This is a genomic window from Lacibacter sp. (assembly GCF_035299325.1).
Taxonomy (GTDB): domain Bacteria; phylum Bacteroidota; class Bacteroidia; order Chitinophagales; family Chitinophagaceae; genus Lacibacter.
The window spans coordinates 37449-62620 of sequence record NZ_DATGWT010000004.1 but is presented as its reverse complement, the minus strand read 5'-3'; the positions used below and the strand labels follow the sequence as shown (position 1 = coordinate 62620).

Below are 25172 nucleotides of genomic sequence, written 5' to 3'. Positions count from 1 at the left end.
GTGAGTTTGTAGTACAACCTATCAAAACCCCTGTAAATACAATCATTTCAGCAAAAAAGCGTTATCTTAGAACACCTCTTTAACTATTAAAAACCATTTTCTATGAAACGCTTTGAAAAAACAATCCCGTTTTACACACGTAAAGATGTTCCGTTTGCTTTGTTCATTGTATTCTTTTCATTGGCGCTGATCTTGAGTATCGTCATCACAGCTTATAAATAAGATATTATTCTTTCTAAGGAACCTTTACCAACTGCATACAAGTAAAAGCCCCCGGTTTACGGGGGCTTTCTTTTATCCTTTTTTCAGAACGATCTTTTGTCCTTCATCTTTTTTAATGGCTTCAAAACTGTTAGCCACTTCATTAAACTTATCGGGTGGTACAATGTGTTTGTGCAGCTGCAGTTCTGTTGCAACGCTGAGCTTTGTTTTTGTTTCATTCAGCTGAATGCTGTTCTGGTATTTAATAAAATCGTTCCTGATCTCTTTTACCGGAGGTACGGTTTCTGTTAAAAAGCCTTCAGGCAGTTTGTATGTTATATGGTCTGTTTTGATATAGGGATAATCAAAGAGAAAGTCATGCTTTCGTGTTTCAGCAGGCTTAATGCTTTCATCGTTTAATTTATATTGACGAAGCGGGTAGAAATGCTTACTTCCTGCTTTGAAATCATAAAACTGGTTGTATGCTAATTTTATTTCAACCAAATGACCGTCGGCCGAATCAGAAAGAATTTTTACTTCGAGATCATCGGGTGCTTTGTAGCCAAATGCATTTACCAAAGCTCTTTTTGTATCTTCTTTTGTTTGTCCGTTTACATAAGCATCTACATATTGCCAGAATTCACCCGATACAAATAATTTGCTGGTAAGTATTGCAGAGCCGTCGTCAAATAAATCTGCATCGGTAGCAGATATCCACTTGTTGAATATGCTTTTACTGCTTGGTGTTTTAGTTAGTACTCCGCCATTTTCAGTAAGCAACAAGGCATTTCTGTTTTCAGTAAAGTTGCCAAGCATACCAGGCAGCGTTTGTTTGCTTGTACATTCAAGCCACACTGTATCATTCTTAAGAGGTACACAAAGTATTACATGGTTAAAAATGCTTGAAGCAAATGAAGGATCAACCGGATATTCGTTTGTGCCGGCATTAATAAGTGCTGCATGCGAACGAATGCCTACTGCCTGCAACATATTTTTCATGTAATGCGTTAAACCTTTGCAATCGCCATATTTCTTTTGTTCGGCAAAGGAAACAGGAAAAGGCTTAAAGCCGCCAATACCGAATTGGATACTTACATAGCGAAATTCTTTTTGCATATAGCTGTAAAGGGTAGCAATTTTTTCCTGTTCAGTAGTTGCATCTTTAATTAATGACTTAAAAAACTCAACACGTTCGGGTTTGAAGGGATTTGTTTCTTCATAAAAAGGATAAGTCCATTTGCCAAATTCCTTCCAGTTTTCCAATGAACCGGGGTAGCCATCATAACTGAATTGAACAGGTGATACATCAACCCAGGGAATCGAAACCCAGGAGCCGTAGGATGAAACTTCATTTTTTTGTACGGGGCCGTTAGACATCTCCCATGTGTAGATTGTTTTTTTACCCTCTGTTGTTACGATGGGTTCGCCTTTAAAATTATAAGCCTTGTATTTAATGGGAACTGCTGATTTTATGACCAAGCGACTTTTTTTAAATGATTCAGTGGTGCTGCCAAAAAACCAGGGTTGAATATCAAGAACTGCTTCGAAGTCAAGTTTGTATTCTGTTTCAATGGTACAAGGTGTGCCTGGTACAGGAAAATCAAGTTCGTATAGTTTGTTATCAGTAGCAATTGAAATGCCATCGAAAGAGCCTTCCAGTTTGAAATCCTTTTTTTTGAAACGGGATACTTCAATACCTAAATCGTTGTAAACTTTAACGGTTATTTCATCAAGCTTATGTAGTTTATCAACTCCTATACGCACAACTGAATGCCGTGGTAACCCCTCTTTGGTAAGAACAGTGACAATGTTATGCGTTTTCATTGTCATCTTAGATGGTGATTCTATTTCATATACAGTTTCGTCTAAATGATAAACAGCATCAGCATCTTTCTTTAAGCTGTCTGGCAAGGTTAATGAGGAGTAATTAAGGAGGGATTGCGACCATCCGGTTACACATACTAAAATAAAAACGAGCAGAGCTTTCAGTTTTCTCATGGCTTAGGTATTGTTTTTCTTTTGAATACAATTTGTTCATTCAGTATTTCAAACAGTTTGGCGTAAAATGTTTTGAAGGCTGGATATTCATCGGTATAATAAGTGGGGCGTTTTATTTCCAGCGTATAACGCATGGAAATACTATTCTCATTCTTACTTACAATCCTTTGAAGCGAAATACTGGTATCGGGCATTATCATTCGGGTATTCTTTGGCAGTTCTTCCAGTTCAAATTCCTGGGGAAAACGAAGTGTGGTGAACATGTTGTAATACTGGGTATATCCAAATTCAATATCAGTAAAACGTTTATCGGAAATGAATTCGTTCTTCTCAAGTTCAATTAGAAAATTGGGAGAGTAAAACAGATAATTACCACTGCTGTTTAAGTTCCCGCTGAATTGTATAACATTCTCAAGGGGTAAACTGTCGATTTCGTTGTTCTTGTATTTCAGCGAATCGAATTTAAAATTAGGATGGGGTGTGTTAAAATAATCCGACAGGTATTTCTTCTCACTTTGCCGTAATGATTGCAAGCGTTCAGATTTGGCATATTCAAATGCAAGAATGCTTGCAGAACCTGTAATCTTTCCGTCATCTTTAATGTCGGCCAAAACTGAAGTAGTAAGTTTAAATCGGTGTTTTAAATCGCCAAGGTTTATAAACTGTGCCATTTTTTCGTCAACCAGTAAGCCTTCTGTAAACTGAACGTCCCAAGGAACTTGAGTAACTGGATTGGTTGAGTTGGTAACGTCAATAATATGCGGATTCCCGTTTGTTTCGGTGTATACATATACATCGTTAAACTGGTGAAGAAAAGGTTTACTAGTGTCCACTTTCCCATGGTTTCGGGTACTAACCAAAACCGGGTACGCTTTAAAACCTGTTTCTTTCAACAGGCTTGTGAGTAGTAGATTCATGTCGGCACTATTGCCATAGTGTTTGTCTAGCACATTGTTAATTCCTTCCTGTACCCACATTGATGTTTTTCCATTCCAGGTCACTTCCCGTTTTACATAGTTTACAATGCAGTTCAGTTGATCGATCGGATTGCTGAGCTTTTCTAATTCGTTCGAAAGGTTTGTGTTTTTGTAAACACTCTTTTTTAGCTTTTGGCTATAGGATTCGTCTTTAAGTAGCAGAGATAACAGTTTTTCCCAAGAGGTTTCCAGTGACTGTCTATAAAGGGAACGATGTTGAAAGTCTATACGTTGCAGATAATCTTTTGAACTGCTCATGAAAGGTTCCTTGGAAAGCCCGGGAATTTCTTTCATTACAAAGCGTTTAATTTTGTCTTCTGTGGTATCCTGAACAGGGAGAGTATTTCGAATGTGATAAACAAGGTCAAATCTTGATGGTATTTCCACGTTGTATTCACTGTAACGAACCGGGTAAGGGCGTTGAAATACCCAATCTTCAATTTCATAGTAGTTGCGCCTTGTGTGCTCGTAACGGTATTCAATGATGCTTCCTATTTTAACGTTAGGCATTGAAAATACCATCATCTCCACATTTTCATCCACACGCTGGGTAAGTATAGATTTTTTTTCCAGCTTGGTTTCCTCCACTTCACCGTTTGTGTTTAGGTTGTAAGTGTATCCTTCAATTGCACGAATATATTCCCAGCCATCTTTACTATAAAAACCAATGCGCACGTTTGCGAGTTCCAGCGCTTTTTCATTCAGTATTTTAATACGTATTCGATTAGTGGTCTCATTCAGGAAAGTACTACCAGTTACGTAATAACGTACTTCTGCCATATCAATTAAAAACTCTGCAATTGCCTCTTTGTCGTAACTGCATTCCTTTATAGCAAATTCCTCTTTGTCAAGTTTCCCGAAAGACGGAATTTTTTGTGCCGACGTTTGGTTGTAAAAACTAAAAAACAGCATCAACAAAATCATGCATTTCATTCTGATACGAGCAACATGATGAAGCTGTGATTGCAACCATGTGAAAGACTGCCCTCCAATAAAAAATAAGAGAAAAAGGAGTTTGGTCATGGTTTAGGCGCAGGCATTGTTTTTCTTTTGAATACAATTTGTTCATTCAGCATTTCAAACAATTTGGCGTAAAATGCTTTGAAGTCGAGGTATTCATCGGCATAATAAGTGGGGCGTTTTATTTCAAGGGTATAACGCATAGAAATGCTGTTATCATTCTTGCTGACAAAACGTTGAAGCGAAATACTGGTATCAGGTAAAATCATGCGGATATTTTTTGGCAGTTCTTCCAGTTCAAAACCTTGCGGGAAACGTAGTGTAGTGAACATATTGTAATACTGCATATAGCCAAATTCAATATCAGTAAAACGTTTGTCAGAAATGAATTCGTTTTTCTCCAGTTCCATTAAGAAGTTAGGAGAGTAAAATAAATAGTCGCCGCTGCTGGAAAGGCTGCCTTGAAACTGAACAAGGTTTTCTAAGGGCAAGCTGTCATTTTTTTCATTTTTATATGTAAGCGAATCGAATTTGAAATCAGGATATGGTTTGGTAAAATATTCTTCGAGGTAATTTTTTTCACCTTTACGCAAAGTTGACAGCCGTTCATTTTTTGCATACTCATAGGCAACTATATTGGCGCTTCCGTTTACTTTTCCATCGGGTGTAATTTCTCCAAGAATAGAAGCCACTAACCTGAAACGATGCTTTACATCACCCAATGGTATAAACTGTGCCAGTTCCTGGTCAACAAGAAAGCCTTCTGTGAATTGCACATCCCAAGGAATTAAAAAAGGAGGGTTGCTGTAATTGGTTGCATCAATTACATAGGGAGTTTGGTTGATCTCGGTATATACATACACATCATTGAACTGGTAAAGGAATGGATAGGTAGCATTTACTTTCCCATTGGTTCTTGTGCTTACCAGAACAGGATATGCTTTTAATCCTGCATCACGAAGTAAACTTACAAGCAGCAGGTTCATATCGGCACTGTTGCCACTGTGTTTATCAACAGCATTCTTAATGCCTTCATCTGTCCATATAGATGATTTGCCATTCCATGTTACTTCTTTCTTTACATAGTTGAGAATGGTTACAAGTTTTTGATATGGATCTGTTATTGTTTTTAGTTCGCCTGGTAATGGAGTGTTTTTATAAACGTTCTTCTTAATCTGTAATCCGAAGCTTTCCGATTCGAGTACTTGTTCAGTGAGCTTTGCCCAGGTGGTCATTCTTGGCTGACCATTAATTGATCTCAATTGAAAATCGATACGCTGCAAATAATCTTTTGAACTGCTCATGAAAGGTTCTCTGTCGAGACCCGGAATATTAGTCATGATAAAACGTTTGGTTTGGTTGATGCCTTCAGTAGTTTCTTTAACCGGCAACGATCGTTTTATCATGTAAGTAAACTCAAGCTCTTTTGGTATTTCTACATTGTATTCGCTGTAGCGAACGGGTAATGAGCGTTGAAATACCCAGTCTTCAATTTCAATATAATTACGTTTGCTGTCTTCGTAACGGTATTCAATAATACTGCCCACTTTTACATTCGGCAATGTAAACACCATCATCTCCGATTCGCTTCCGAGTTTTTGTTCCATCACCGATTTCTTCTCCAGCTTTGTTACTTCCACTTCACCATTTGCATTTAAATTAAATGTTTGTCCTTCGATGTTGCGGATACGTTGACGGTTACCAACACTGTAATAAGGCAATCGCACATTTGCAAGTTCAATTGCTTTTTCATTCAGTATCTTAATGCGTATACGGGTAGTAGTTTCATTTACGAAATCAGATGATGTAAAGTAATAACGCACTTCTGCAATATCAAGCAGGTATTCAGCTATTGCTTCTTTATCATAGCTGCATTCCTTTGATTTAAATTCTTCTTTGTCAATTTTTCCGAATGATGGAAGTTTCTGGGCTGAGGTTTGAGAATGTAGGGTAACTAACAGCAACAATACAATGATGCTTTTCATGTTGATAGAGTTTTAGGCAACACAATAATAAAAAACAATTACTAGTAAATCCCCTATCTACATAAAAAATTCCCTCTTATTTTTAATGAATAAGAGGGAATACTTAGTTGAAAAATTCAGTGTTAATACTGCTCTAATCCACTGAAGAAAAAGCTTCCTTCAATTTTTGCATTATCATCACTGTCACTTCCATGCACAGCATTCTCACCAACTGATGTTGCATATAATTTTCTGATCGTTCCTTCATCTGCTTTTGCAGGATCTGTTGCGCCAATAAGTGTGCGGAAATCGGAAACAGCATTGTCTTTTTCAAGAATAGCTGCGATAATAACACCACTGCTCATAAACTCAACCAACTCTCCGTAAAAAGGACGCTCTTTGTGAACTGCATAAAATGCACCTGCAGTTTCTGCAGTAAGTTTTGTTTGCTTAAGCGCTACGATGCGGAAACCAGCTTTAATAATTTTGTCTAAAATAGCACCGGCATGACCGTTCTTCATTGCATCGGGCTTGATCATTGTAAACGTACGATTGCTCATGGTTATCTTGTTTTTTGCGGCGCAAAGATAGGGAAGCAGCAGCAAGCTGCAAGGAACAAGACAGAAGGCACAAGAAATACAAGAACCAAGCTGCAAGAAGAAAACCAAAATCCAAAGCAACAAAACAATTCACACGATTCAAGTTAAGACCCTATCCATTTTATCTGCCCATAACTCCCAACTGCAACTCAGGACTTAAAACCCAGAACTTTTGTTATCTACCCTTAATTCTTTCTCAACTGCTTCAACTCCCTCATTTCCCCTACATTTGCAACCGCCGTTATGCAAGCAATCAACGAATTATACCCTTTACTGGTCACACCTGCAAAGGTGGTTATTACAACTCATCAGAAACCCGATCCCGATGCGATGGGCTCTTCCCTGGGCTTATATCATTTACTGGTTCAGCTAGGTCACCAGGTGCAGGTGATCTCCCCAACTAATTGGGCTGCGTTCCTCGACTGGATGCCTGGCTCTGAAAAGGTGTTGAATTACGAAATAACGATCGATAAGAGTAATACAATAATAAATGAGGCAGATTGGATCTTTTGCCTCGATTTCAATGCGTTGAACCGTTTGAAACGGATGGCAACAGTGGTGGGTGAGGCGAAAGGCCAGCGTGTGTTGATCGACCATCATCGTGAACCACAGACCGAAGTATTTGCTTACGGTGTGAGCGATGTAACAAAGAGTTCCACCTGTGAGATGATGTATGATTTTATCGTAAAAAGCGGTCATGCAGATAAGCTGAACATGGATATGATGCAATGCCTTTACGCAGGGCTGATTGGCGATACAGGCAGCTTCCGTTTTGCATCGGCCAGCGCTTCAGTATTTGAAATTGTGGCTGATTTTAAACGCAGAGGGCTTGAGCACACCAGTATTCACGAAAATATTTATGATAATTTCCTGGAGAACAGGTTCCGTTTCATCGGGCATGTGCTCAGTAACCGTTTGGAGATTGATTACCAGTTAAACACGGCGTTGATCTGGGTTACAAAGCAGGATTTGCTCCGTTACCAGATAAAAACCGGCGATACAGAAGGGCTCGTAAATTACCCGCTTGGCATCCAGGGCATCAAATTGGCCTGCATTGTGATAGATCGAGACGAAAAAAGAAAATGGAGCTTCCGCAGCAAAGGTGACTTTGATTGTAATACTTTTGCCCGCACCCATTTTAACGGTGGGGGGCATTTCAATGCGGCCGGTGGCGAAACCGACGACAGCCTTGATACAACCCTCAAGCATTTTAAAGAAGTGATTCATAATTATAAATCGCAGTTAGAAACGTTTTAAAAACAAACAATGAAGACAATTCAATCAATTTTTGTAGCCCTGCTGGCAGTAACGGTGCTGGCGAGTTGCGGTGGCGGTTCTTTTAAAAAGACAAAGGGCGGCTTGCTGTATAAAATCATCCCCGGAAGCAAAGGGAAAAAAGTATCTGCTGGTAAATTCTTCGAATTACAGTTTGGCGAAACCCGTTATAAGGGTAGTGATAAGGATACCTTGCTTTCTGATCCTGCAAACACCGGCAGCCAGATCGTTCCTTTTGATTCTGCAACATTACCTCCTGACTATTATGCCATCTTTGCTCAAATGGCAAAAGGCGACAGCGTGATCATCCGTCAGTCAACTGACAGTATCATTAAACAAAGCCAGGGCCAGGGATTACCTCCTTTTATCAAGAAAGGTGCATTCATTGTAAGTACGTTTAAAGTGCTTGATGTATTGGATACTAAAGAAGATGCTGACAAAGCAAATCTTGCGATCATGGAAAGAGCAAGAACAAGAGATTCTGTTCGTGCATTAGAGCAAATCAAAAAAGATGATAAAATTATTTCCGACCATCTTGCTAAAAACAATATCACTGCAACAAAAACTGCAAAGGGCGTTTACGTTACCATTGCAAATCCTGGTGCAGTTGAAAAACCTGTAGATGGCCAACAGGTTTCTGTTAAATACACAGGTATGAGCTTTGATGGTACTAAGTTCGATTCAAATGTTGATTCAACTTTTGGTCACCTGGATCCTTATACATTTGTATTGGGTCAGCAAGGAAGTATCCCGGGTTTTGAGGATGCTGTAAAGCAAATCGGTAAAGGTGGTAAGTTGAAAGCTTATATCCCTTCTGCATTGGCTTATGGCGCTCAAGGTTCACCTCCCAGAATTAAAGCAAACGAAAGCCTGGTATTTGAAATTGAGTTGATTGATGTTACTACTCCTAAGCCAGCTGCTCCGTCAGCTCCGGGTGGGAATCCAAACGGGCAACAATAAGAACTTAATTGACCCATAAGAAAAAAGGAAACAGTTTAACTGTTTCCTTTTTTTATGTACTAAATTTTGTTTGCAGTTATGCTTGACTGTAAGCTTCGTAAAGAGTAATTGCTTCCACTGCTTCTTTTACATCATGAACACGAAGTATGCTTGCGCCTTTTGTAAGGGCAATGGTATTCAAAACAGTCGTTCCATTCAGTGCTTCTTCCGGAGTGATCTCTAGTGTTTTCCAGATAGTTGATTTGCGGCTAAGCCCGGCCAGAATCGGCACATTGAAAATTTGCAAAGCTTCCATGCTTTTCAGCAGCTGGAAATTGTGTGAAATGGTTTTGCCAAATCCAAACCCCGGATCAAGAATAAGATCAACAATACCAGCTGCTTTGCATGCAGTTGTTTTCTGTATAAAGTAATCAACAACTTCTTTTGTGATGTTTTCATAATTGGGATTTTGCTGCATTGTGTCTGGCGTACCTTGCATATGCATGGCAATGAATGGAACTTTTAATGCTGCAACAGTTGAAAGCATAGCTGTATCCATATCACCGGCACTTATGTCGTTCACGATATCAATTCCTGCAGCAACAGTTTCTTTGGCCACTTTTGCGTGAAAAGTATCGATAGAAAGAAAGACGGAAGGGAATTCTTTTCTGATAGCTTCAATTGCAGGTAGCACACGTTTCAGTTCTTCATCTGCAGTTAAACGAGCGCTGCCTGGCCGGGTACTTTGCCCGCCAATATCAAGTATGGTAGCGCCTTCATTGATCATTTGCCGTGCTTTCTGTAATACCTCACTTTGTTGAATACGGCTGCCACTGTAAAACGAATCGGGTGTAATGTTGAGAATACCCATCACCACCGGTTTATCCAGCACCAATAATCTTCCTTTGCAGTTGAGTGTGTACATTGTATTTTTGGGAACTTAGCTGTTTTTGAAACAACAAGTACAGCACGAATTAACGAAACAATTTTCAACCGTTCATGAATACGATCGAGCAATATACGCAGGCAGTAAATCAATGCAGGGATATCTTTAAGAAAAAGACGAGCGACTATGGTACTTCATGGCGGGTGTATCGTACTATCTCCATTGTTGATCAGATCTACATCAAGGCAAAGCGTATCCGCACTATCCAGGAAAAGCAGGAACAAAAGATCGGCGATACCATTGCTTCTGAATTTAAAGGTATCTTGAACTATGCAGTGATGGGTTTGATTCAACTGGAACTGCCGCCAAGTGAAAATGATGAGTTATCGGTTGAAAAAGTAATGGAGTTGTACAACGATAAAATTACAAAAGCGCAGTTGCTGATGCTCGATAAGAATCATGATTATGGTGAAGCATGGCGTGAGATGAGCCAGGAAAGTTTTGTTGACCTGATGCTTGCAAAATTGCAACGCATTCGCCAGATATTACAGAATGATGGAAAGACATTAGTGAGTGAAGGCATTGATGCCAATTATTACGACATTATCAATTATGCAGTATTTGGTTTGATCCTGATTGAAGAAGGGGTGCACAAGGGATGATTTCTGATGTAGGATGTATGATTTAGGGTTTTAGATTTACGATTTCAGATTGATTTGCCAATAGCCATTTGATTATTGCTAATTGACCATTGCCTATTCGCAATTAACTACAACAATTCACAACATGAATAAATCGCTTACAGTTTCCCGTTGGTTCGTTGGTATTCTGTTTATCTTTTCCGGTTTGGTAAAAGCAAATGATCCGTTGGGATTAAGCTATAAGATGCAGGAGTTTTTTGAAGCCTGGGGTGTGCAGGGCTTTCATGATTATACCTTAACACTATCGGTGTTGATGAATGCCTTCGAGATCATTGCAGGTGTAGCGGTGATCATTGGCTGGCGCATGAAACTATTCAGCTGGCTGTTATTGTTACTCAACATCTTTTTTACATTCCTCACCGGTTATGCATGGCTGGCAAAAAATGCAGATGGTACAGCTAAGTTTGCTTCCTGTGGATGCTTTGGCGATTGTTTGCCGTTAACACCACAACAATCTTTTCTGAAAGATCTCTTATTACTTGTGTTGATCGGTTTCATTTTCAAATACCGTCATACAATAAAACCATTGTTTAAAAAAGAGCTGATCAATGCCTTCCTCATTTTTGATGCAGCAGTGCTGGCATTTGTATTTCAGTGGTACACCTTGAAGTATTTGCCGGTTGTTGATTGTCTGCCGTTCAAAAAGGGAAACAATATTCTTGAGTTGAGAAAATTGCCTGCTGATGCAGTGCCTGACAAATACGAATATGAATTTGTGTATGAGAAGGGTGGCAAACAGCAATCGTTCTCAATGAAAAACTTACCTGACAGTACATGGAAATTTGTTGATCGAAAGCAAACATTGGTTGAGAAAGGAAAGAACAACGAACCAAAGATTAAAGACTTTGATCTCAAAACGCCTGATGGCGCAGACATCTCTTCAGAAATACTGGAACAGAAGGGAACTTATTATTTATTATTCCTCCAAAACTTCAATAAGCTCAGTACAAAAGATGAGTGGGTGAAACAGATGAGTAAGCTGGGGAAAAATCAAAAACTCATCATTGTGACAAGTGTGCCGGATATTGCGAAAGATTTTCTTGCATCAGATATTATACTTGGTCAGATGCAGTTGATCACTTGCGATGTTACAGCTATTAAAACAGCTGCACGTGCAGTGCCTACCTTGTATAAAATGAACGGACCCGTAGTGGAAGGGAAATGGAGTGCTGCAAATTTTGATCAAGTGAAATAAACCCTGCTGCAATTTGGGAACTTATTTTCTTCGGAAACTTTTTTATGGCTTGCTCGTATTGATGGGCGTGGTTACTGTTGTGTTCTGGATGTTCCAGGGCTTTGGTGATCCTGCACGGTTGGTAATGGGGCAAACCGGCGATAGTGCAACCATCGCCAACATCAAAAAAGAATTATATCTCGATCAACCCAAATGGAAACAGTTTGCTTTGTATGTAAATGATGTGTCGCCGATTGCTATCCATAGTAAAGAAGAGATTGAAAAGAAACAGTTGAAAGGATTGTTCATAGGCGGAGAAAAGAAGCTTGCGGTTAAGTGGCCCTACCTCCGGAGAAGTTATCAAACAAAAAAACAAGTAGGTGAGATATTAATGGAAGCTTTGCCCGGCACCATCATGCTGGCGTTAGCAGCAATGTTATTGGCAACGGTGCTAGGTGTTTTTCTTGGCGTGATCGCTGCTGTAAAAAAAGATACCTGGATGGATACATCAGCTGTGTTCAGCAGTATCATCGGTATCTCTGCGCCATCATTCTTCATGGGTATTCTGATCGCTTATTTCTTTGGCTTTGTGCTGAGCAAATATACTGGCCTGAACATGACCGGTAGTTGGTTTGATATTGATGTACAAACCGGAGAGCATTATTATACACTTCAAAATTTAATCTTACCTGCATTAACCTTGGGTATCCGTCCACTTGCCATTATTACACAACTTACACGAAGCTCCATGCTCGATGTGCTGAACCAGGATTATGTACGCACAGCTTATGCAAAAGGCTTAAGCCGACGAACTGTGATCTGGAAGCATGCTTTACGCAACGCATTGAATCCTGTTATTACTGCTGTTACAGGTTGGTTTGCCGAGCTGTTGGCAGGCGCTTTCTTTGTTGAATATATTTTCGGCTGGAAAGGAATCGGCAAGGTAACGGTTGATGCTTTGGAGAAATTAGACTACCCGGTTGTTATGGGCAGCGTGCTGTTAAGCGCTTTTATTTTTGTTTTAATCAACATTCTTGCGGATCTATTGTATGGTATGGTAGATCCGAGAGTGCGGGTGGGGTAGAAGTGCAAAGTGCGAGGTAAGCATCGTCCGATGCTCTCGTATGACGGATTCAATAAAACAAATAAACCAAATCAATATGCGATTTCTTATTTTATTTCTGTTCGGGTTCGTGTTATTTTCCTGCAAGGAAAAACCAACTATTCCAACTGTTGCTGATTATTTTAATTATAGCGACAGCGGTATACAATCAGCCGGTATTAAAATGATCCCGATTAAAACACCGGTTGGTGAATTTAAAGTTTGGACGAAGCGATTTGGTAACAATCCCCGCATCAAAATCTTATTACTGCATGGTGGTCCGGCAATGACGCATGAATACATGGAATGTTTTGAAAGTTTTTTCCCAAAAGAAGGTTTTGAATTTTATGAGTATGATCAACTGGGTTCTTATTACAGTGATCAGCCAAAAGACAGCAGTCTCTGGACCACTGAGCGTTTTGTTGAGGAGGTGGAACAGGTGCGCCAGGCAATTGGTGCAGACAGCAGTAATTTTTATGTACTCGGGAATTCATGGGGCGGTATACTTGCTATGGAATATGCACTGAAGTATCAACAACATCTAAAGGGATTGCTGGTGGCAAACATGATGGCCAGCGCACCGGAATACGGAAAGTATGCCCAGGAAGTATTGGCAAAACAAATGGATTCTTCTGTGCTTGCAGAAATAAGAACTATTGAAGCAAAAAAAGATTTTTCCAATCCACGTTACATGGAATTGTTGTTGCCGAATTTTTACAAACAACATTTGTGCAGATTGGAAGAATGGCCGGATGGGTTTAACCGTACCATGAAACATGTGAACGGTGAAATTTACACGATGATGCAGGGGCCAAGTGAGTTTGGCGTAGGCGGCCGCTTGGCAAACTGGGATATTAAAGCAAGATTAAAAGAAATAAAAGTACCGACGCTCATGATCGGTGCAAAACATGATACTATGGATCCGGCTGCTATGGAAGAACAAAGTAAACTGGTGCAGAAGGGCAGGTATCTTTATTGCCCTAACGGAAGCCATTTGGCCATGTGGGACGATCAGCAGGTGTTCATGGCCGGTGTGATCGATTTTATTAAAGATGTGGACGAAGGACGATTCTAATCACCTCTATAAAAAAACAAGAGCTGCCTGGAAAGGCGGCTCTTTTAACGATTAACAGCTGACCGAATTTGCACAGCCAGTATTTTTAAGATGGATTTACATCCATTTTACGAGGTAGAGTTTAAACTCATCTCTCAATTCATTTATTACTTTTTCAAAGCTTTCAAATTCTTCTTTAATTTTTGTGTGTTCTGCCACCTGTTGTGATTCAACACGGCCTACATGTTCTTTTATGTCGAGCATAGCTTTGTGAGCGTGCTCATTAATATTGTGGCGTAGTTCATCGATGGTATTTCGCTGAATGATAAATTGGTTCTGAAAATGTTCAACGCCTTTCATTGCATCAAGCCCCGTGTTCTTTTGTGCAACTTCTGCCAGGCGGTTTTCTAGAATATCAAGTTCATTTTCATAAAAGTCAATTGCCTTTAACCAATCCTGGTGTTCGGCTACAAGATGTGGAACTGCTGTATAGCTCATGGTATTCAGTTTTATATTTGTTTCTGAAGCATGTTAACAGATCAAAGTTTCCTGAATACAGCCAAATAAAACATGATGGGAGTCAGCAAAAAGAATGAGAGTTTTCAGGATTGGTTTCAATACGCTGAGAAGTGGGCCGACCGGGCATTGCGTTACTTAATAATCACTTCTTTCACCGCATGTTCATTGAACAGTTCGTTAATGCGGTTGCGGATCTTTTCTTTTTGATATAATAATTCCTGTTTAAGCGGAGCTACAGTTGTTGTAATGATTAGCTGCTGATTAACAAGTTTAATATCATCCGTGTACTTGGCAATGGTATTGCCCATGAGTTCAGCCCATACATCTTTTATCTCCAAAGCACGTACCCGTTGCTTGAGTTTGCTCTGCTTCAGAAACTGTTCCATTGCTTCCTGTATACTCATTTCAGCCATGCTGCGAAGATAGTTAATGGAATTGGCAATGCGCAATAAGCAATATTCAATAGGCAATAAGAAATGGTAAAATGGTAAGTCTGAAGTTATGATTTGTAAATTGCCCATTGGCAAATGCCTATTGATTATGTCAATTCAATCAACTGCACCTTTTTACCTAATGCCTCAAACGCAGTAACAATGCGATCGGGGTGGGGGTCGGTGAGAAACACCTGTCCGCCAAACTGCGTACATACATAATCCAATAAATTGTGCATGCGGATGGCATCCAGTTTTTCAAACACATCATCCAGTAAAAGGAGTGGAGCAAAACCTTTCTGTTGTTTCAATACTTCAGCTTCTGCAAGTTTTAAACTGAAGAGTAAACTTTTGCGTTGTCCTTGCGAAGCTGTTTGTTTAAACCCTTCATCATTCAGTGAAAACAGGAGATCGTCTTTATGAATACCGGTAGTGCTTCGTTGCAACAGGTGATCTTTTTCTCTCGATTGCTGCAACAAACTTTCAAATGATTGTTCAAGCAGTTTACTTTCATAACTCACTTTTATGGGCTCTGCTTTACCTGCAATGGTTTGGTAAAACTGTAACACCTGCTCATTAAAGCCCGGTAAAAAGTTTTTCCGTTTAGTGTGAATATAATTTCCGGCATTGAGCAATTGTTCATCCAGCACATCAAGCAATGCATCATTTCTTGTTTGCGTTTGTGCACAGTTCTTTAAAAAACTATTCCGCTGCTGAATGATTTTATTGTAAACGATCAGCTGCTGCAAATAGGTTGAATCTAACTGCGAAAGCATTGAATCTAAAAACAAACGGCGTTCTTCACTGCCGCCAATGATCAATTCCACATCATCGGGCGCAATCACCACACAGGGATATTTACCGATATGCTGCGAAAACTTTTCGTAGGGTACTGCATTGCAACTGATCTCCTTTTTCCCTGTTTCACGCAACACAATATTGATCCCGGTTTCTTCCTTTCCTTCCTGCATCTGCCCTTCAATTCTGAAACCCTGCAGGCCATGTTGCACATTGGCGCTGTCGGTTCCTGAGAAGTAGCTTTTGGTGAAGCAGAGGTAGTGGATAGCATCGAGGAGATTTGTTTTGCCGATCCCGTTTGCTCCGGTAACAGCCACAATCATTTCATCAAACGCAAAACGCTGATGGGTATAGTTTTTGAACTGTGTAATACTGACTGACCGCAGGAACATGGGCTGCAAGATAAGAAGAGGATAGATGTGATGACGTTTTTTGCAATGAGCCTTTTCATTACAAAAACCTCACTCCGGATCGCCGTTTTTGTTTGTAACTTGTACAACACCTTTTTTTTAACATAAAACTTACAATGATGGAAGAGAACAAAAGCACCCAGGCAACAGACACTGAAAAGCAAGGCTGGAAAGATAAGGCAGAGGATACTTTGCAGGATCTGAAAGCGAAAGCATCAGTTTATGCAGATAAGGCTGAAGAGAAGCTCGAAGAATTGAAAGACAAAGCCGAGGACAAGTTTGAGGAGTTCAAAGATAAGGCCGAGGATGTGGTAGACGATCTGAAAGAAAAAGCATCCGGTCTTTGGGACAAAGTGAAAGATAAATTTGATGGTGATGATGAACCGGCTAAAAAAAATCCAGGCAACTAACCTTCCACAGGCTGCAAGAGATTGCAGCCTTTTTTCTTTCTTTGTTTTATGAGCGATGTTTTTTTACAATACGATCTGCATGCAATTGAAGCAAGTTTGTGGAAGTTATTAATTGAATCGGTAAGTTCTTTCAAGGCTCCATTTCATACAGGTGCGGTAGCTACGGTTAATGAACAACAACCGGAACTACGCACAGTTGTATTGCGACATGCAGATACAGAGCACAAGAAATTATTTTTTCATACTGATATACGTTCACCTAAAGTGCCCCAGTTGCAATTGCACCCGCAACTGAGTTGGCTGTTTTATGATAAAGACATTCGTATGCAACTGCGGTTAAATGCCACAGCTGTTGTTCATACAAATGATGAAGTGGTGAATGAAGCGTGGGAGCAGGCAAGGCTCGCCAGCAAATTGACTTATACAACATCATCAGCATCAGGTACCATTCTTTCTGCACCTGAATTGATTAATCTTAATCAAGCAGAAGTGGAACCTCAATTGATAGCAACTGCACGTAAAAATTTCTGTGTGGTAGAAACAGCCGTTCAGCAAATGGATTGGGTATTTCTTCACCATGCAGGCAACCGCAGAGCTTTGTTTAACTATACAACACAGGAATTTCAATGGATACAGGTTTAAACCTCAACGCAAACGAATTGATCAGTATGCTGCAACTTGAGCCTCACCCGGAGGGTGGTTACTACAGTCGCACTTATGCCAGCGATGAACAAATAGTTGCAGCTGCACTGCCTGCAAGGTTTCGTGATGATCGCTTCATTTCCACTGCTATTTATTTTTTATTGGAGGGGAAAGATTATTCAGCCTTTCATCGCATTAAGAGCGATGAGCTCTGGCATTTTTATACAGGCGGCGGCTTGCATATTTATGTTATTCATCCTGATGGAAGAGGAGAGGTATTGTTGCTGGGAAATGATCTTGCCAATGGCTATCGTTTTCAACAAATAGTAAAAGCAGGTTGCTGGTTTGCTTCGAAACCTGCGAGTGAAAATAGTTTTTCATTAGTTGGTTGCACTGTTGCTCCCGGTTTTGATTTTGCTGATTTTGAAATGGCGAAGGAAGGAGAACTGTTGAATGTATATCCTAAACACCGGCAATGGATTGAACAGTTGTGCAGGTAAGTTCCAGTTGAGTCTTTTATTATTTCTTGTTTATGGAAATGGTAAAAAAAAATGCATTCGGTAATAATTAAATTTAAGGCCTCTCAGATTTTTGTAAGAAAGCAGAATGCTTATCACTCATCATTTTTCAAAGATGTAAGAATTGCCATTTTTAATAGCAGTAATTCCGTTAAAATTTATCCCTCTTATTTTTCCGAAACCTTGTACTTTACAACACCTTGAATCTATATACTCATAATCAATGATCAGGGTATCAATATCGGTACTTTTCAATCGTAAATAAACAGTATCAAGTGTATAATCGGGACTGGCGTAAAGATTGTTATTGTAAACATTAACAAACGAGAAATAGCCACAGGTGTTGCTGATAAGAACTGGGTCTGCGCAAGGCCTTAATATCATAGAGTCTCTTTCATAAATAGAAGCTGGGCCAAAAACCAGATCCTGTTTTGTAGTCTTATCTAAAATTTTAAAATAGAAGTTTTCAGAACAGTTTGCATTTAAACAAGGGTCACAACTTATGGAACAGAAAAATATTACTAAAAGTAAAACGAAGTTTTTTGTTGATCTCATAAACAAAGGGGTTAGCGTATTAATAAATATGTTCGTTTCTAAAGTTAAGAAATTCCACCGATAACTGAAAGGTTCACACAGCTCTATAAAGCAACGCCAGAGAGGCTACAAAATGTTTTTCAGTTGGAGGTATTGTAATAGCATGATAGTTTTAGCATCTTTTATTTCCCCGGTTTCAATCATGTGCATGGCTTTTTCAAAGGACAGTTCTAATACTTCAATATCTTCCTGCTCGTGTTCAACACCACCGCCTTCGGCTATTTTCATTTGTGGCTCATACGCTGCTATAAAGAGATAGAGAATTTCAGTAACTGATCCCGGCGACATATAGGCTTCATACACTTTTTTGATCTCTGTTACTTTATAACCTGTTTCTTCTTCGGTTTCACGGCGTATGCAATCTTCAGGATTGTCTTTGTCTAACAAACCTGCACACACTTCAATAAGCATACCTGTTTCATTGCCGTTGATGTAAGTAGGTAAACGGAATTGTTGTGTCAGGATGACCGTTTTTTGCTGAAGGTTATATAATAAAATCGCTGCACCATTACCACGGTCGTAAGCTTCACGTTGCTGCACCTGTATGCTGCCATCCTTCTTACGATACTCATAGGTTACTTTTTTTAACGTGTACCAATTATTGGAAAGAATATCGGTTTGCAGAATATTGATATTGTTGTTCATGGTTTGATGAGTGTAAAGTTTTTTACGAACAGGTGTCAGTGTTAAACTTAAGGGTAAGAATTATCCATTCTTCATCTTATAAATCACCAAAAAGCCCAGCACAATCAACACTAAAATCAAAAAAGTAGTTACAATAATCAACGATTGATTGGGCACAGGTCTGTGCTTTCTTTTTCTTCGCTGCTGTTGTAATTGAAGGGAGAGTTGTTTATTTAGATCGGCCACCGCATGCTGCATCTTTTTTTCATCAGCCAGTCGTAATCCTTCTTCCGCATCGCTCATCATATCAGATGACGAAAGACGTTGCTCAACTGCATTCCGCTCTTCGGGTGTAAGATTTCCATGCAGGTATTGGAGCAGTTCCTGTTCAGTGAGATCGTCACGCTGGTTCAATATGTCGAGCAGGTTATCGGCCATTATTCTGTTGTTTCAGCAAAATCATTTTCAAGTTACGTTTTCCATTTTGAATATAGCTTTTCACCTGCATTAAGCTGTAGCCGGTAGAGGAAGCAATATCGGTATAGCTTTGTTTTTGCAGGTAAAACAGTTCAATACAGGTGCGTTGCTCAGGTATCAGTTCAGTTACGGCAATGGTTAGCCGCTCCAGTAATTCATCTTTTTGCAAATGCTCGGTGTGGTTTACATCTTCGGCAGGAGTGGCCATCATCTGTTCACTTAGTTCTTTGGGCAGTTTGCCTTTATCACGCAGTTGCATCAGGCAGTGGTTCTTCGCCACCATGTAGATCCAGCTCTTGAAATAATCCACTTTGTATTTGCCCAGTTCTTTTATGGCTTTTTCAAACACCTGTTGCACGGCATCTTTGGCTTCCTCCTCATTCTTCAAATATTTCATACAAACACCAAATAACAACATGGTATAGCGTTGCAGCAACTGGCCAAGCCATTTGTTATCGCCATCGTGGTAAAAGCGGTTGAGTAATTCCTGGTCGGGTATGGTGGAGTAGGTTGTATTCACAAACAGGTTTGTGAGGTCAAGTTAGTTATTTCTGTTGAAGAGATGCAAGAGCACACAAAATTCCATATATTCATAGTACTCAATTTCTTTACATGAATAACGCCCTTTGTATTGTTCCGGTTGCGCCTGTCCGTAAGGAGCCGCAACAAGAGTCTGAGATCACCTCTCAATTATTATTTGGGGAAGCGGTAGAATTATTGGCCTCTCATGGAGAGTGGGTTGAACTGGTATGTCTTTATGATGGCTACACCGGTTATTGTTTACGCAACCAGATTACAGAAGTAAATGAAGCTATCGCATTGCAAGACCAAGTAGCATTGGTGAATACATGGAGCGGTATCATATTGGTAAATGATGTACCCATGCACGTGCCGTTTGGCAGCGCAATCCCCGGTTTACAAAATGGTGAAGTAATTTGGGGTGATCATAAAATTAAAAGCAGCAGCAAACTTGTTATGGAAGGTGCTTACGTATTTGATGAAGAAAGTATCAGGCAGGTGGCATTTGTGTATTTGAATTCAGCTTATCTATGGGGCGGACGTTCCGTATTCGGGATCGACTGCAGTGGCTTTGTGCAAGGGCTCATGCGTTTCTTTGGAAAGAAATTACCACGCAACTCGGCCAACCAGGCAATGGTGGGAGAGGATCTGGGATTTTTACAGGAAGCCCGTTGTGGTAACCTGGCTTATTTTGATGATGAAGAAGGAAAGATCATTCATGTTGGATTGTTATTGAACGATCATGAAATTGTACATGCAGCAGGTAAAGTGCGTATTGATAATATTGATGGAGCAGGAATTATCCACAGCGAAACAGGTGAGCGGACGCATCGGTTAAGGATGATCAAACGAGTTTAAGGTACAAGGCTCAGGAAAAAACCAAAAGCCAAAAAACAAAATCCAGGAAAAAAAGCGAACTCCCAACTTAGAACTTAGAACTACGTGAATTAAAAACTCTTTATCCAATTCACAACTGCTTTCTCCCAGCCAATCATTTTAAACGCAGTATAAAATAACAGAATAGCGAAAACTTTTTTCACTGTTTCCTGTGGTAAACTCAAACTCCATTTGCTTCCGAAATAACTGCCCACTACAAAACCAAGCGCAAGTAATCCCACCACTTTAAAATCAACATGGCCTGCTTTGTAATAATTGATCATACCTAATAATGCAACCGGTAATACCAATAAACCTAATGAAGTGCCTTGTGCTGTGTGCTGACTGAATCCAAGAAAGTAAATCAATGCCGGCACCACAATTAACCCGCCACCAACACCCACCATGCCGCCCAGTATGCCGGCTGCCAACCCAATAATGAGCACGGCAATAATAATTGTTGTATCCATTTTTTTTGTTTGCATGTATTAGAGTTTGTCACGGTATTTTTCTTTGTAAAACTCGATCGCTTCTTCTATGATCTGAAAGGCTTCGGCTTTGTTCTGAAAATTATCGATCTCCACTACTTTATTCTCCAGCACTTTGTATTCTTCAAAATAATGTTTCAGTTCATGAAAGAAATGCTCAGGCAATTCATCAATGTCCTTAATGTGTTTTACAGTTGGGTCGTTACTTGCAACCGCAATAATTTTATCGTCACGTTCACCTTGGTCGATCATTTGCATGTTACCGATCACCGTAGCTTCAACCAGGCACAAGGGTTGAATAGATTGCGAACAGATAACAAGTATATCTAACGGATCACCATCTTGTCCGAGCGTTTGCGGAATAAAGCCGTAGTTAACGGGGTAGATAAACGAAGAGAAGATTACCCGGTCGAGACGAAGCAAACCGGTGTCTTTATCAATTTCATATTTACTGCGACTGCCTTGTGAAATTTCAATGAGTGCATTTACACGCTCAGGAGCTTTCGGACCATAATGAGCGCCATGCCAGGGATGAAGGACTGTGATCATATTAATGAATAAATGTTAAGTAAGAGAATAATTAAATAGTAGTTTTATTTTGAAGCTTTGCTTATGCAGTGCTTATTCAAAATCTTTATAGATCAGGTATTTCTTTCGTATTGCTTTAAACTTGGCAATTGCGGGTTCCCAACTCTTGCGTATTTCCTCTTCCGTCTTGCCATCTTTTATCTGTTGCATCAATGTGCCGTTGCCGGCAAGTTTATTAAAGAAATAATCGGTTGGTTTGCCACTGGCTGGTGCAATGAAAAATTCATCTTTATTCGGGAAAAGGTTATAGGCTTCAAGCAACCATTTCAATTGCACTTTACTGCCGGCAGTGATAAATACTTTATCAGCAGGCCCGCTTAAATCCCAGCCATAACATAGTTTGTCTTTCAGTTTCGGATCTTTTGCACCATCCCTGCTGCGTGGTATAAAAGGTTTTAATGTTTTTGGTAGTGAAGGATGTCCGAATATCTGGAATGGTATGTTAGTGCCACGTCCTTCGCTTAACACAGTGCCTTCAAAAAAACAAGTGGAAGGATATAGCCAGATCGATTGACTGCTTGGTAAGTTAGGTGAAGGCTTCACCGGCAACTCATACTTGGTTGTATGATTGTAATTATTACAAGGAATGATCGTTAATTCAAATTTTCCATGACGGCCGGCCAATTCATACAAGCGTGGTTCAAGCCATTCTTCATCATAGATCATTTGTGCATATTCACCAATCGTCATGCCATACACAATAGGAACTGGCTGCATACCAACAAATGATTTGTATGCGGGTTCAAGAACAGGTCCATCAACATAATGTCCATTTGGATTTGGACGGTCAAGCACGATCAGATGCTTACCCCATTCAAGAGCAGCTTCCATGTAATACTCCAGTGAAGAGATGTAAGTATAGAATCGCACGCCCACATCCTGTATGTCAAACAACATTACATCAACGCCGGCAAGATCTTCTTTTGAAGGTTTGCGTTTTGTTCCGTAAAGTGATATTACCTGGATGCCTGTCTTTTCATCTTTATAGTTACCGATCTTTTCACCCGCATCTGCGGTGCCACGAAAACCATGTTCAGGTCCAAAGATTACTTTGATGTTGATGCCAAGTTTTCTTAATGAATCAACAAGATGACTTTTACCGATAATTGAGGTTTGGTTGGCAAAAACAGCAACAGTTTTTCCTTCAAGCAGATCAATATAATTGTCAAGATTTTCGGCACCGGTTTGAAACAACCTGTTTTTAATGGAGCCACGGTTATAACCGGAGCGGGCGTGTTTTTGCTGGGCTTCAGCACAGAACGTCACAAATAGAACCAGAAAAAGGAGTAATTGTTTCATTCCAAATGGTTTGTACCTCAAAGTTGCACAATTAGTACCGTAAAAAAAATTTATTGGCAGGGGTAGCATTTGCCAGTAATTTTGCCGGAAATTAAAAATTTATGCAGCAGGCAAAAAAAGGTGATACCGTACGTGTGCATTACACCGGTAAATTGACAACAGGTGAGCAGTTCGATTCAAGTGCAGGCCGTGAGCCACTTGAGTTTGAGGTGGGTGCCGGTATGATGATCAAAGGTTTTGACGACGCCGTGGTTGGTATGGCCATTGGAGATAAAAAAACAATCAATATTCAGCCGAATGAGGCATATGGCGAACGTAATGAGCAAATGATCATTGAGTTTCCACGTTCAAACTTCCCTGATGATATGACGCCGGAAATCGGAATGCAATTGATGATGAACAACAGTGCAGGTCAGCAATTTCCTGTTACCATTACAGAAGTGCAGGAAGAAATTGTTGTGTTAGATGCGAACCACATGTTGGCCGGTAAAGAACTCGTGTTTGATATTGAAATGGTAGAGATTGATGCGAAGGGATTGATCATTGTTCCTTAGTCATTAGCCGATAGTAAATAGTAATTAGTCGATAGTAAAAGTCCACAGCTGAGTTATATTCAACTGTGGACTTTTTGTATTTAGAACTAAACACTTACCACTACCTACTATCGGCTTCTGGTTTTTACTTCCTTCTCATCCACCATCCCAACCAAACACCCACCAAACCCCAACTCACCAAGGCGTCCATCAAATAGGCGTTAATATCATGTTTAGGATACCATATATGCCCGGTATATGGACCATTGGCAAAGCAAATGATCCCCACAAATATGCTGGCAAATAAATAAGTGCCAAAACCCTGCGCTGTCATCTTTGAGAATATCCATGCAAGAAAACAAACAATAATGATATTAGTCAATGCTCCTCTTGCCATGTTCATGCCCATATTCATGTTCCAGGCTTTGTAATAACTAAGCTGGGCCCATGGTTTTCCATCAACTTCTTTCATGAATTTCTCCATCTCTTCCGATGAATTTTCATTTTGAAGCCGGGGCATAAAATAAGTGCCTTCTTCCAAACCTGAATTGTTTAAGAACTGAAGAATGCTGTCTTGTTTAGAAGTGTAAGCCTGTCCTTTGTCATGAAGATTAGCAACTGCGAAAGAAATGGTTTGCCATGCAAAAAGCAAAATGCCGCCAACGAGGCCGCCAATGAGGATCTTCTTCATGTTTGTTGATTTTGGTGAAGAAGTAAAGTAGAGATTCTGTTTAGCATTCACAAATTCTGAATGCACATTTATTCAACGTTGCTGTTGTATTTCCGCTGAAACAAAAAGAAAAGGGCAATTGCCATGAGGCTTGTAGCAAAAGTCGTAAGCCACGATGCTTCAAGGCCAAATGCTCCGCCGGTTAACAGGATCGATCCCTTCAGGTTTTGATCAAGCAAAGAAGGTAATGAAAGTCCACTCACTTCAAAACCAAGTACAGGCCCTTGGAAAAAATTCCAACTGAAATGAAAGAAGATGGCAAACCAAAGATTGCGAGTGAAGATATAATTTACGCCAAGCAAGATGCCTGCAATAAAAATATTGATGAACGCAATAAGATTAAAATTGGGATTGAGTGAATGAAACACTGCAAACAAAATTGCAGACGTAAACAAGGCAGCTTCTTTTGGCATCGACTGCATTAAGTTATTCAGCACATAACCACGAAACACCAACTCTTCTGCAAAACTCACCAGTATCATCATCACTACTGCAAGAATAAACCCATTTGGATCAACATCTGCAGGAAACCACTGCAGCAACTTCATTAACCATAATACCGTTGCCATTGCAGAAAGTAGAAGAATGCCCGTGAGAAAACCTGCCGCCCGTTCTTTACCAAAACCTTTCCAGGTAAATCCAAGGCTTTTGACTGTTTGTCGATCGAATACATTTCTGAAAAAACTAACAGTTGCAAAAGCAATAATAAAACTGAGAACGATTGTGCCGTAAAAAAGAGTTTCTGCCGTAACCGTTAGTCCTGCAAGAACGATCAATACACCTGCTAATGCGCTTCCAAAGAAGATGAGCAGCAAGTAGCCAATAAGGAAAAGCAGTACACGTAACCAGCCTTTCTGGATAATGGGAGATGATTGCATAGAGTTGG

General features: G+C 40.0%; 28 protein-coding genes. 11 read left to right on the top strand and 17 right to left on the bottom strand.

Annotated elements, in window-relative coordinates; genetic code table 11:
• Nucleotides 1-294: 294 nt before the first annotated feature.
• The 4 genes from VK159_RS02010 to VK159_RS01995 all read right to left on the bottom strand — a co-directional run bounded on the left by VK159_RS02010 (nucleotide 295) and on the right by VK159_RS01995 (nucleotide 6660).
• Entirely contained in the window at nucleotides 295-2199 is a 1905-nt protein-coding gene (locus VK159_RS02010; protein ID WP_324228467.1) for a DUF3857 domain-containing protein, read from the bottom strand.
• Nucleotides 2196-4199 (bottom strand): DUF3857 domain-containing protein, encoded by a 2004-nt coding sequence (locus VK159_RS02005; RefSeq protein WP_324228466.1) that lies wholly within the window; start codon nucleotides 4197-4199, stop codon nucleotides 2196-2198. Before VK159_RS02005 ends, VK159_RS02010 begins: the two co-directional genes overlap by 4 nt.
• On the bottom strand, nucleotides 4196-6121 hold the full coding sequence (locus tag VK159_RS02000; protein WP_324228465.1) for a DUF3857 domain-containing protein: 1926 nt from the start codon (nucleotides 6119-6121) through the stop codon (nucleotides 4196-4198). The genes VK159_RS02005 and VK159_RS02000 overlap by 4 nt, the downstream gene beginning before the upstream one ends.
• Before the next feature lie 122 nt (nucleotides 6122-6243).
• On the bottom strand, nucleotides 6244-6660 hold the full coding sequence (locus VK159_RS01995; RefSeq protein WP_324228464.1) for a nucleoside-diphosphate kinase: 417 nt from the start codon (nucleotides 6658-6660) through the stop codon (nucleotides 6244-6246).
• 282 nt (nucleotides 6661-6942) lie between these two features.
• On the opposite strand from VK159_RS01995, the gene VK159_RS01990 reads away from it, so the two are divergent.
• Nucleotides 6943-7956: a DHH family phosphoesterase gene (locus tag VK159_RS01990; RefSeq protein ID WP_324228463.1), complete on the top strand. Its 1014-nt coding sequence runs from the start codon at nucleotides 6943-6945 to the stop codon at nucleotides 7954-7956.
• Nucleotides 7957-7965: 9 nt separating this feature from the next.
• Nucleotides 7966-8934: an FKBP-type peptidyl-prolyl cis-trans isomerase gene (locus VK159_RS01985; protein ID WP_324228462.1), complete on the top strand. Its 969-nt coding sequence runs from the start codon at nucleotides 7966-7968 to the stop codon at nucleotides 8932-8934.
• Nucleotides 8935-9010: 76 nt separating this feature from the next.
• Here VK159_RS01985 and folP read toward each other — a convergent pair whose 3' ends face one another.
• The gene (gene folP, locus VK159_RS01980; RefSeq protein WP_324228461.1) at nucleotides 9011-9838 is read right to left on the bottom strand and encodes a dihydropteroate synthase; all 828 of its coding nucleotides are present in this window, start codon (nucleotides 9836-9838) and stop codon (nucleotides 9011-9013) included.
• 74 nt (nucleotides 9839-9912) lie between these two features.
• Between folP and VK159_RS01975 the strand changes: the two genes are divergently transcribed.
• From VK159_RS01975 to VK159_RS01960, 4 genes are all read left to right on the top strand, one after another.
• Nucleotides 9913-10461: a DUF1599 domain-containing protein gene (locus VK159_RS01975; protein WP_324228460.1), complete on the top strand. Its 549-nt coding sequence runs from the start codon at nucleotides 9913-9915 to the stop codon at nucleotides 10459-10461.
• Between the two features lie 124 nt (nucleotides 10462-10585).
• The gene (locus VK159_RS01970) at nucleotides 10586-11695 is read left to right on the top strand and encodes a BT_3928 family protein (protein WP_324228459.1); all 1110 of its coding nucleotides are present in this window, start codon (nucleotides 10586-10588) and stop codon (nucleotides 11693-11695) included.
• Nucleotides 11696-11708: 13 nt separating this feature from the next.
• Nucleotides 11709-12758: an ABC transporter permease gene (locus VK159_RS01965; RefSeq protein WP_324228458.1), complete on the top strand. Its 1050-nt coding sequence runs from the start codon at nucleotides 11709-11711 to the stop codon at nucleotides 12756-12758.
• 76 nt (nucleotides 12759-12834) lie between these two features.
• A complete protein-coding gene (locus VK159_RS01960) occupies nucleotides 12835-13851 on the top strand; it encodes a proline iminopeptidase-family hydrolase (protein ID WP_324228457.1) in 1017 nt (338 codons plus the stop codon).
• A 96-nt stretch (nucleotides 13852-13947) separates the two neighbouring features.
• On the opposite strand, the gene VK159_RS01955 is transcribed toward VK159_RS01960, so the two are convergent.
• From VK159_RS01955 to recF, 3 genes are all read right to left on the bottom strand, one after another.
• Nucleotides 13948-14328, bottom strand: coding sequence for a hypothetical protein (locus tag VK159_RS01955; protein ID WP_324228456.1), 381 nt, complete (start codon nucleotides 14326-14328; stop codon nucleotides 13948-13950).
• A 152-nt stretch (nucleotides 14329-14480) separates the two neighbouring features.
• On the bottom strand, nucleotides 14481-14870 hold the full coding sequence (locus VK159_RS01950; RefSeq protein ID WP_324228455.1) for a DUF721 domain-containing protein: 390 nt from the start codon (nucleotides 14868-14870) through the stop codon (nucleotides 14481-14483).
• A gap of 17 nt (nucleotides 14871-14887) precedes the next feature.
• Nucleotides 14888-15970, bottom strand: a complete 1083-nt coding sequence (recF, locus tag VK159_RS01945) for a DNA replication/repair protein RecF (RefSeq protein WP_324228454.1) — start codon at nucleotides 15968-15970, stop codon at nucleotides 14888-14890.
• Between the two features lie 137 nt (nucleotides 15971-16107).
• Here recF and VK159_RS01940 point away from each other — a divergent pair, with 137 nt between their 5' ends.
• Genes VK159_RS01940 through VK159_RS01930 form a run of 3 tightly spaced genes read left to right on the top strand, consistent with a single transcriptional unit; the run spans nucleotide 16108 to nucleotide 17540 of the window.
• Complete coding sequence (locus tag VK159_RS01940) at nucleotides 16108-16398, top strand: YtxH domain-containing protein (RefSeq protein ID WP_324228453.1); 291 nt, start codon at nucleotides 16108-16110, stop codon at nucleotides 16396-16398.
• Nucleotides 16399-16446: 48 nt separating this feature from the next.
• Nucleotides 16447-17040: a pyridoxamine 5'-phosphate oxidase family protein gene (locus VK159_RS01935; RefSeq protein WP_324228452.1), complete on the top strand. Its 594-nt coding sequence runs from the start codon at nucleotides 16447-16449 to the stop codon at nucleotides 17038-17040.
• Nucleotides 17025-17540 (top strand): cupin domain-containing protein, encoded by a 516-nt coding sequence (locus tag VK159_RS01930; RefSeq protein ID WP_324228451.1) that lies wholly within the window; start codon nucleotides 17025-17027, stop codon nucleotides 17538-17540. Before VK159_RS01935 ends, VK159_RS01930 begins: the two co-directional genes overlap by 16 nt.
• Before the next feature lie 120 nt (nucleotides 17541-17660).
• Here VK159_RS01930 and VK159_RS01925 read toward each other — a convergent pair whose 3' ends face one another.
• From VK159_RS01925 to VK159_RS01910, 4 genes are all read right to left on the bottom strand, one after another.
• A complete protein-coding gene (locus VK159_RS01925) occupies nucleotides 17661-18113 on the bottom strand; it encodes a hypothetical protein (RefSeq protein ID WP_324228450.1) in 453 nt (150 codons plus the stop codon).
• A gap of 105 nt (nucleotides 18114-18218) precedes the next feature.
• Complete coding sequence (nudK, locus tag VK159_RS01920; RefSeq protein WP_324228449.1) at nucleotides 18219-18797, bottom strand: GDP-mannose pyrophosphatase NudK; 579 nt, start codon at nucleotides 18795-18797, stop codon at nucleotides 18219-18221.
• 60 nt (nucleotides 18798-18857) lie between these two features.
• Nucleotides 18858-19214 carry a hypothetical protein gene (locus tag VK159_RS01915; RefSeq protein ID WP_324228448.1) on the bottom strand — a complete coding sequence of 119 codons (357 nt, stop codon included), beginning with the start codon at nucleotides 19212-19214 and terminating at the stop codon, nucleotides 18858-18860.
• Entirely contained in the window at nucleotides 19204-19773 is a 570-nt protein-coding gene (locus VK159_RS01910; RefSeq protein ID WP_324228447.1) for a sigma-70 family RNA polymerase sigma factor, read from the bottom strand. The genes VK159_RS01915 and VK159_RS01910 overlap by 11 nt, the downstream gene beginning before the upstream one ends.
• Before the next feature lie 92 nt (nucleotides 19774-19865).
• Between VK159_RS01910 and VK159_RS01905 the strand changes: the two genes are divergently transcribed.
• On the top strand, nucleotides 19866-20630 hold the full coding sequence (locus tag VK159_RS01905; protein WP_324228446.1) for an NlpC/P60 family protein: 765 nt from the start codon (nucleotides 19866-19868) through the stop codon (nucleotides 20628-20630).
• Between the two features lie 89 nt (nucleotides 20631-20719).
• Here VK159_RS01905 and VK159_RS01900 read toward each other — a convergent pair whose 3' ends face one another.
• From VK159_RS01900 to VK159_RS01890, 3 genes are all read right to left on the bottom strand, one after another.
• Nucleotides 20720-21133 carry a sulfite exporter TauE/SafE family protein gene (locus VK159_RS01900; RefSeq protein WP_324228445.1) on the bottom strand — a complete coding sequence of 138 codons (414 nt, stop codon included), beginning with the start codon at nucleotides 21131-21133 and terminating at the stop codon, nucleotides 20720-20722.
• A 3-nt stretch (nucleotides 21134-21136) separates the two neighbouring features.
• Nucleotides 21137-21685 (bottom strand): inorganic diphosphatase, encoded by a 549-nt coding sequence (locus VK159_RS01895; RefSeq protein WP_324228444.1) that lies wholly within the window; start codon nucleotides 21683-21685, stop codon nucleotides 21137-21139.
• Nucleotides 21686-21757: 72 nt separating this feature from the next.
• The gene (locus VK159_RS01890) at nucleotides 21758-23023 is read right to left on the bottom strand and encodes a DUF1343 domain-containing protein (protein ID WP_324228443.1); all 1266 of its coding nucleotides are present in this window, start codon (nucleotides 23021-23023) and stop codon (nucleotides 21758-21760) included.
• A 101-nt stretch (nucleotides 23024-23124) separates the two neighbouring features.
• Between VK159_RS01890 and VK159_RS01885 the strand changes: the two genes are divergently transcribed.
• The gene (locus VK159_RS01885) at nucleotides 23125-23577 is read left to right on the top strand and encodes a peptidylprolyl isomerase (RefSeq protein ID WP_324228442.1); all 453 of its coding nucleotides are present in this window, start codon (nucleotides 23125-23127) and stop codon (nucleotides 23575-23577) included.
• Between the two features lie 124 nt (nucleotides 23578-23701).
• Here the strand turns inward: VK159_RS01885 and VK159_RS01880 are convergent, their stop codons facing one another.
• Together VK159_RS01880 and VK159_RS01875 are read right to left on the bottom strand one after the other, a co-directional pair.
• The gene (locus VK159_RS01880; RefSeq protein WP_324228441.1) at nucleotides 23702-24247 is read right to left on the bottom strand and encodes a hypothetical protein; all 546 of its coding nucleotides are present in this window, start codon (nucleotides 24245-24247) and stop codon (nucleotides 23702-23704) included.
• Nucleotides 24248-24315: 68 nt separating this feature from the next.
• Nucleotides 24316-25164, bottom strand: a complete 849-nt coding sequence (locus VK159_RS01875; RefSeq protein WP_324228440.1) for a type II CAAX endopeptidase family protein — start codon at nucleotides 25162-25164, stop codon at nucleotides 24316-24318.
• Nucleotides 25165-25172 lie beyond the last annotated feature (8 nt).

Coding starts and splice junctions, on each gene's coding strand:
- VK159_RS02010 (WP_324228467.1), bottom strand. CDS start 2,199: ATGAGAAAACTGAAAGCTCTGCTCGTTTTTATTTTAGTATGTGTAACC.
- VK159_RS01895 (WP_324228444.1), bottom strand. CDS start 21,685: ATGATCACAGTCCTTCATCCCTGGCATGGCGCTCATTATGGTCCGAAA.
- VK159_RS01930 (WP_324228451.1), top strand. CDS start 17,025: ATGGATACAGGTTTAAACCTCAACGCAAACGAATTGATCAGTATGCTG.
- VK159_RS01900 (WP_324228445.1), bottom strand. CDS start 21,133: ATGCAAACAAAAAAAATGGATACAACAATTATTATTGCCGTGCTCATT.
- VK159_RS01960 (WP_324228457.1), top strand. CDS start 12,835: ATGCGATTTCTTATTTTATTTCTGTTCGGGTTCGTGTTATTTTCCTGC.
- VK159_RS01885 (WP_324228442.1), top strand. CDS start 23,125: ATGCAGCAGGCAAAAAAAGGTGATACCGTACGTGTGCATTACACCGGT.
- VK159_RS01955 (WP_324228456.1), bottom strand. CDS start 14,328: ATGAGCTATACAGCAGTTCCACATCTTGTAGCCGAACACCAGGATTGG.
- VK159_RS01880 (WP_324228441.1), bottom strand. CDS start 24,247: ATGAAGAAGATCCTCATTGGCGGCCTCGTTGGCGGCATTTTGCTTTTT.
- VK159_RS01935 (WP_324228452.1), top strand. CDS start 16,447: ATGAGCGATGTTTTTTTACAATACGATCTGCATGCAATTGAAGCAAGT.
- VK159_RS01915 (WP_324228448.1), bottom strand. CDS start 19,214: ATGGCCGATAACCTGCTCGACATATTGAACCAGCGTGACGATCTCACT.
- VK159_RS01985 (WP_324228462.1), top strand. CDS start 7,966: ATGAAGACAATTCAATCAATTTTTGTAGCCCTGCTGGCAGTAACGGTG.
- VK159_RS01950 (WP_324228455.1), bottom strand. CDS start 14,870: ATGGGCAATTTACAAATCATAACTTCAGACTTACCATTTTACCATTTC.
- VK159_RS02000 (WP_324228465.1), bottom strand. CDS start 6,121: ATGAAAAGCATCATTGTATTGTTGCTGTTAGTTACCCTACATTCTCAA.
- VK159_RS02005 (WP_324228466.1), bottom strand. CDS start 4,199: ATGACCAAACTCCTTTTTCTCTTATTTTTTATTGGAGGGCAGTCTTTC.
- VK159_RS01970 (WP_324228459.1), top strand. CDS start 10,586: ATGAATAAATCGCTTACAGTTTCCCGTTGGTTCGTTGGTATTCTGTTT.
- VK159_RS01875 (WP_324228440.1), bottom strand. CDS start 25,164: ATGCAATCATCTCCCATTATCCAGAAAGGCTGGTTACGTGTACTGCTT.
- folP (WP_324228461.1), bottom strand. CDS start 9,838: ATGTACACACTCAACTGCAAAGGAAGATTATTGGTGCTGGATAAACCG.
- VK159_RS01990 (WP_324228463.1), top strand. CDS start 6,943: ATGCAAGCAATCAACGAATTATACCCTTTACTGGTCACACCTGCAAAG.
- recF (WP_324228454.1), bottom strand. CDS start 15,970: ATGTTCCTGCGGTCAGTCAGTATTACACAGTTCAAAAACTATACCCAT.
- VK159_RS01975 (WP_324228460.1), top strand. CDS start 9,913: ATGAATACGATCGAGCAATATACGCAGGCAGTAAATCAATGCAGGGAT.
- VK159_RS01995 (WP_324228464.1), bottom strand. CDS start 6,660: ATGAGCAATCGTACGTTTACAATGATCAAGCCCGATGCAATGAAGAAC.
- VK159_RS01905 (WP_324228446.1), top strand. CDS start 19,866: ATGAATAACGCCCTTTGTATTGTTCCGGTTGCGCCTGTCCGTAAGGAG.
- VK159_RS01925 (WP_324228450.1), bottom strand. CDS start 18,113: ATGAGATCAACAAAAAACTTCGTTTTACTTTTAGTAATATTTTTCTGT.
- VK159_RS01890 (WP_324228443.1), bottom strand. CDS start 23,023: ATGAAACAATTACTCCTTTTTCTGGTTCTATTTGTGACGTTCTGTGCT.
- nudK (WP_324228449.1), bottom strand. CDS start 18,797: ATGAACAACAATATCAATATTCTGCAAACCGATATTCTTTCCAATAAT.
- VK159_RS01940 (WP_324228453.1), top strand. CDS start 16,108: ATGGAAGAGAACAAAAGCACCCAGGCAACAGACACTGAAAAGCAAGGC.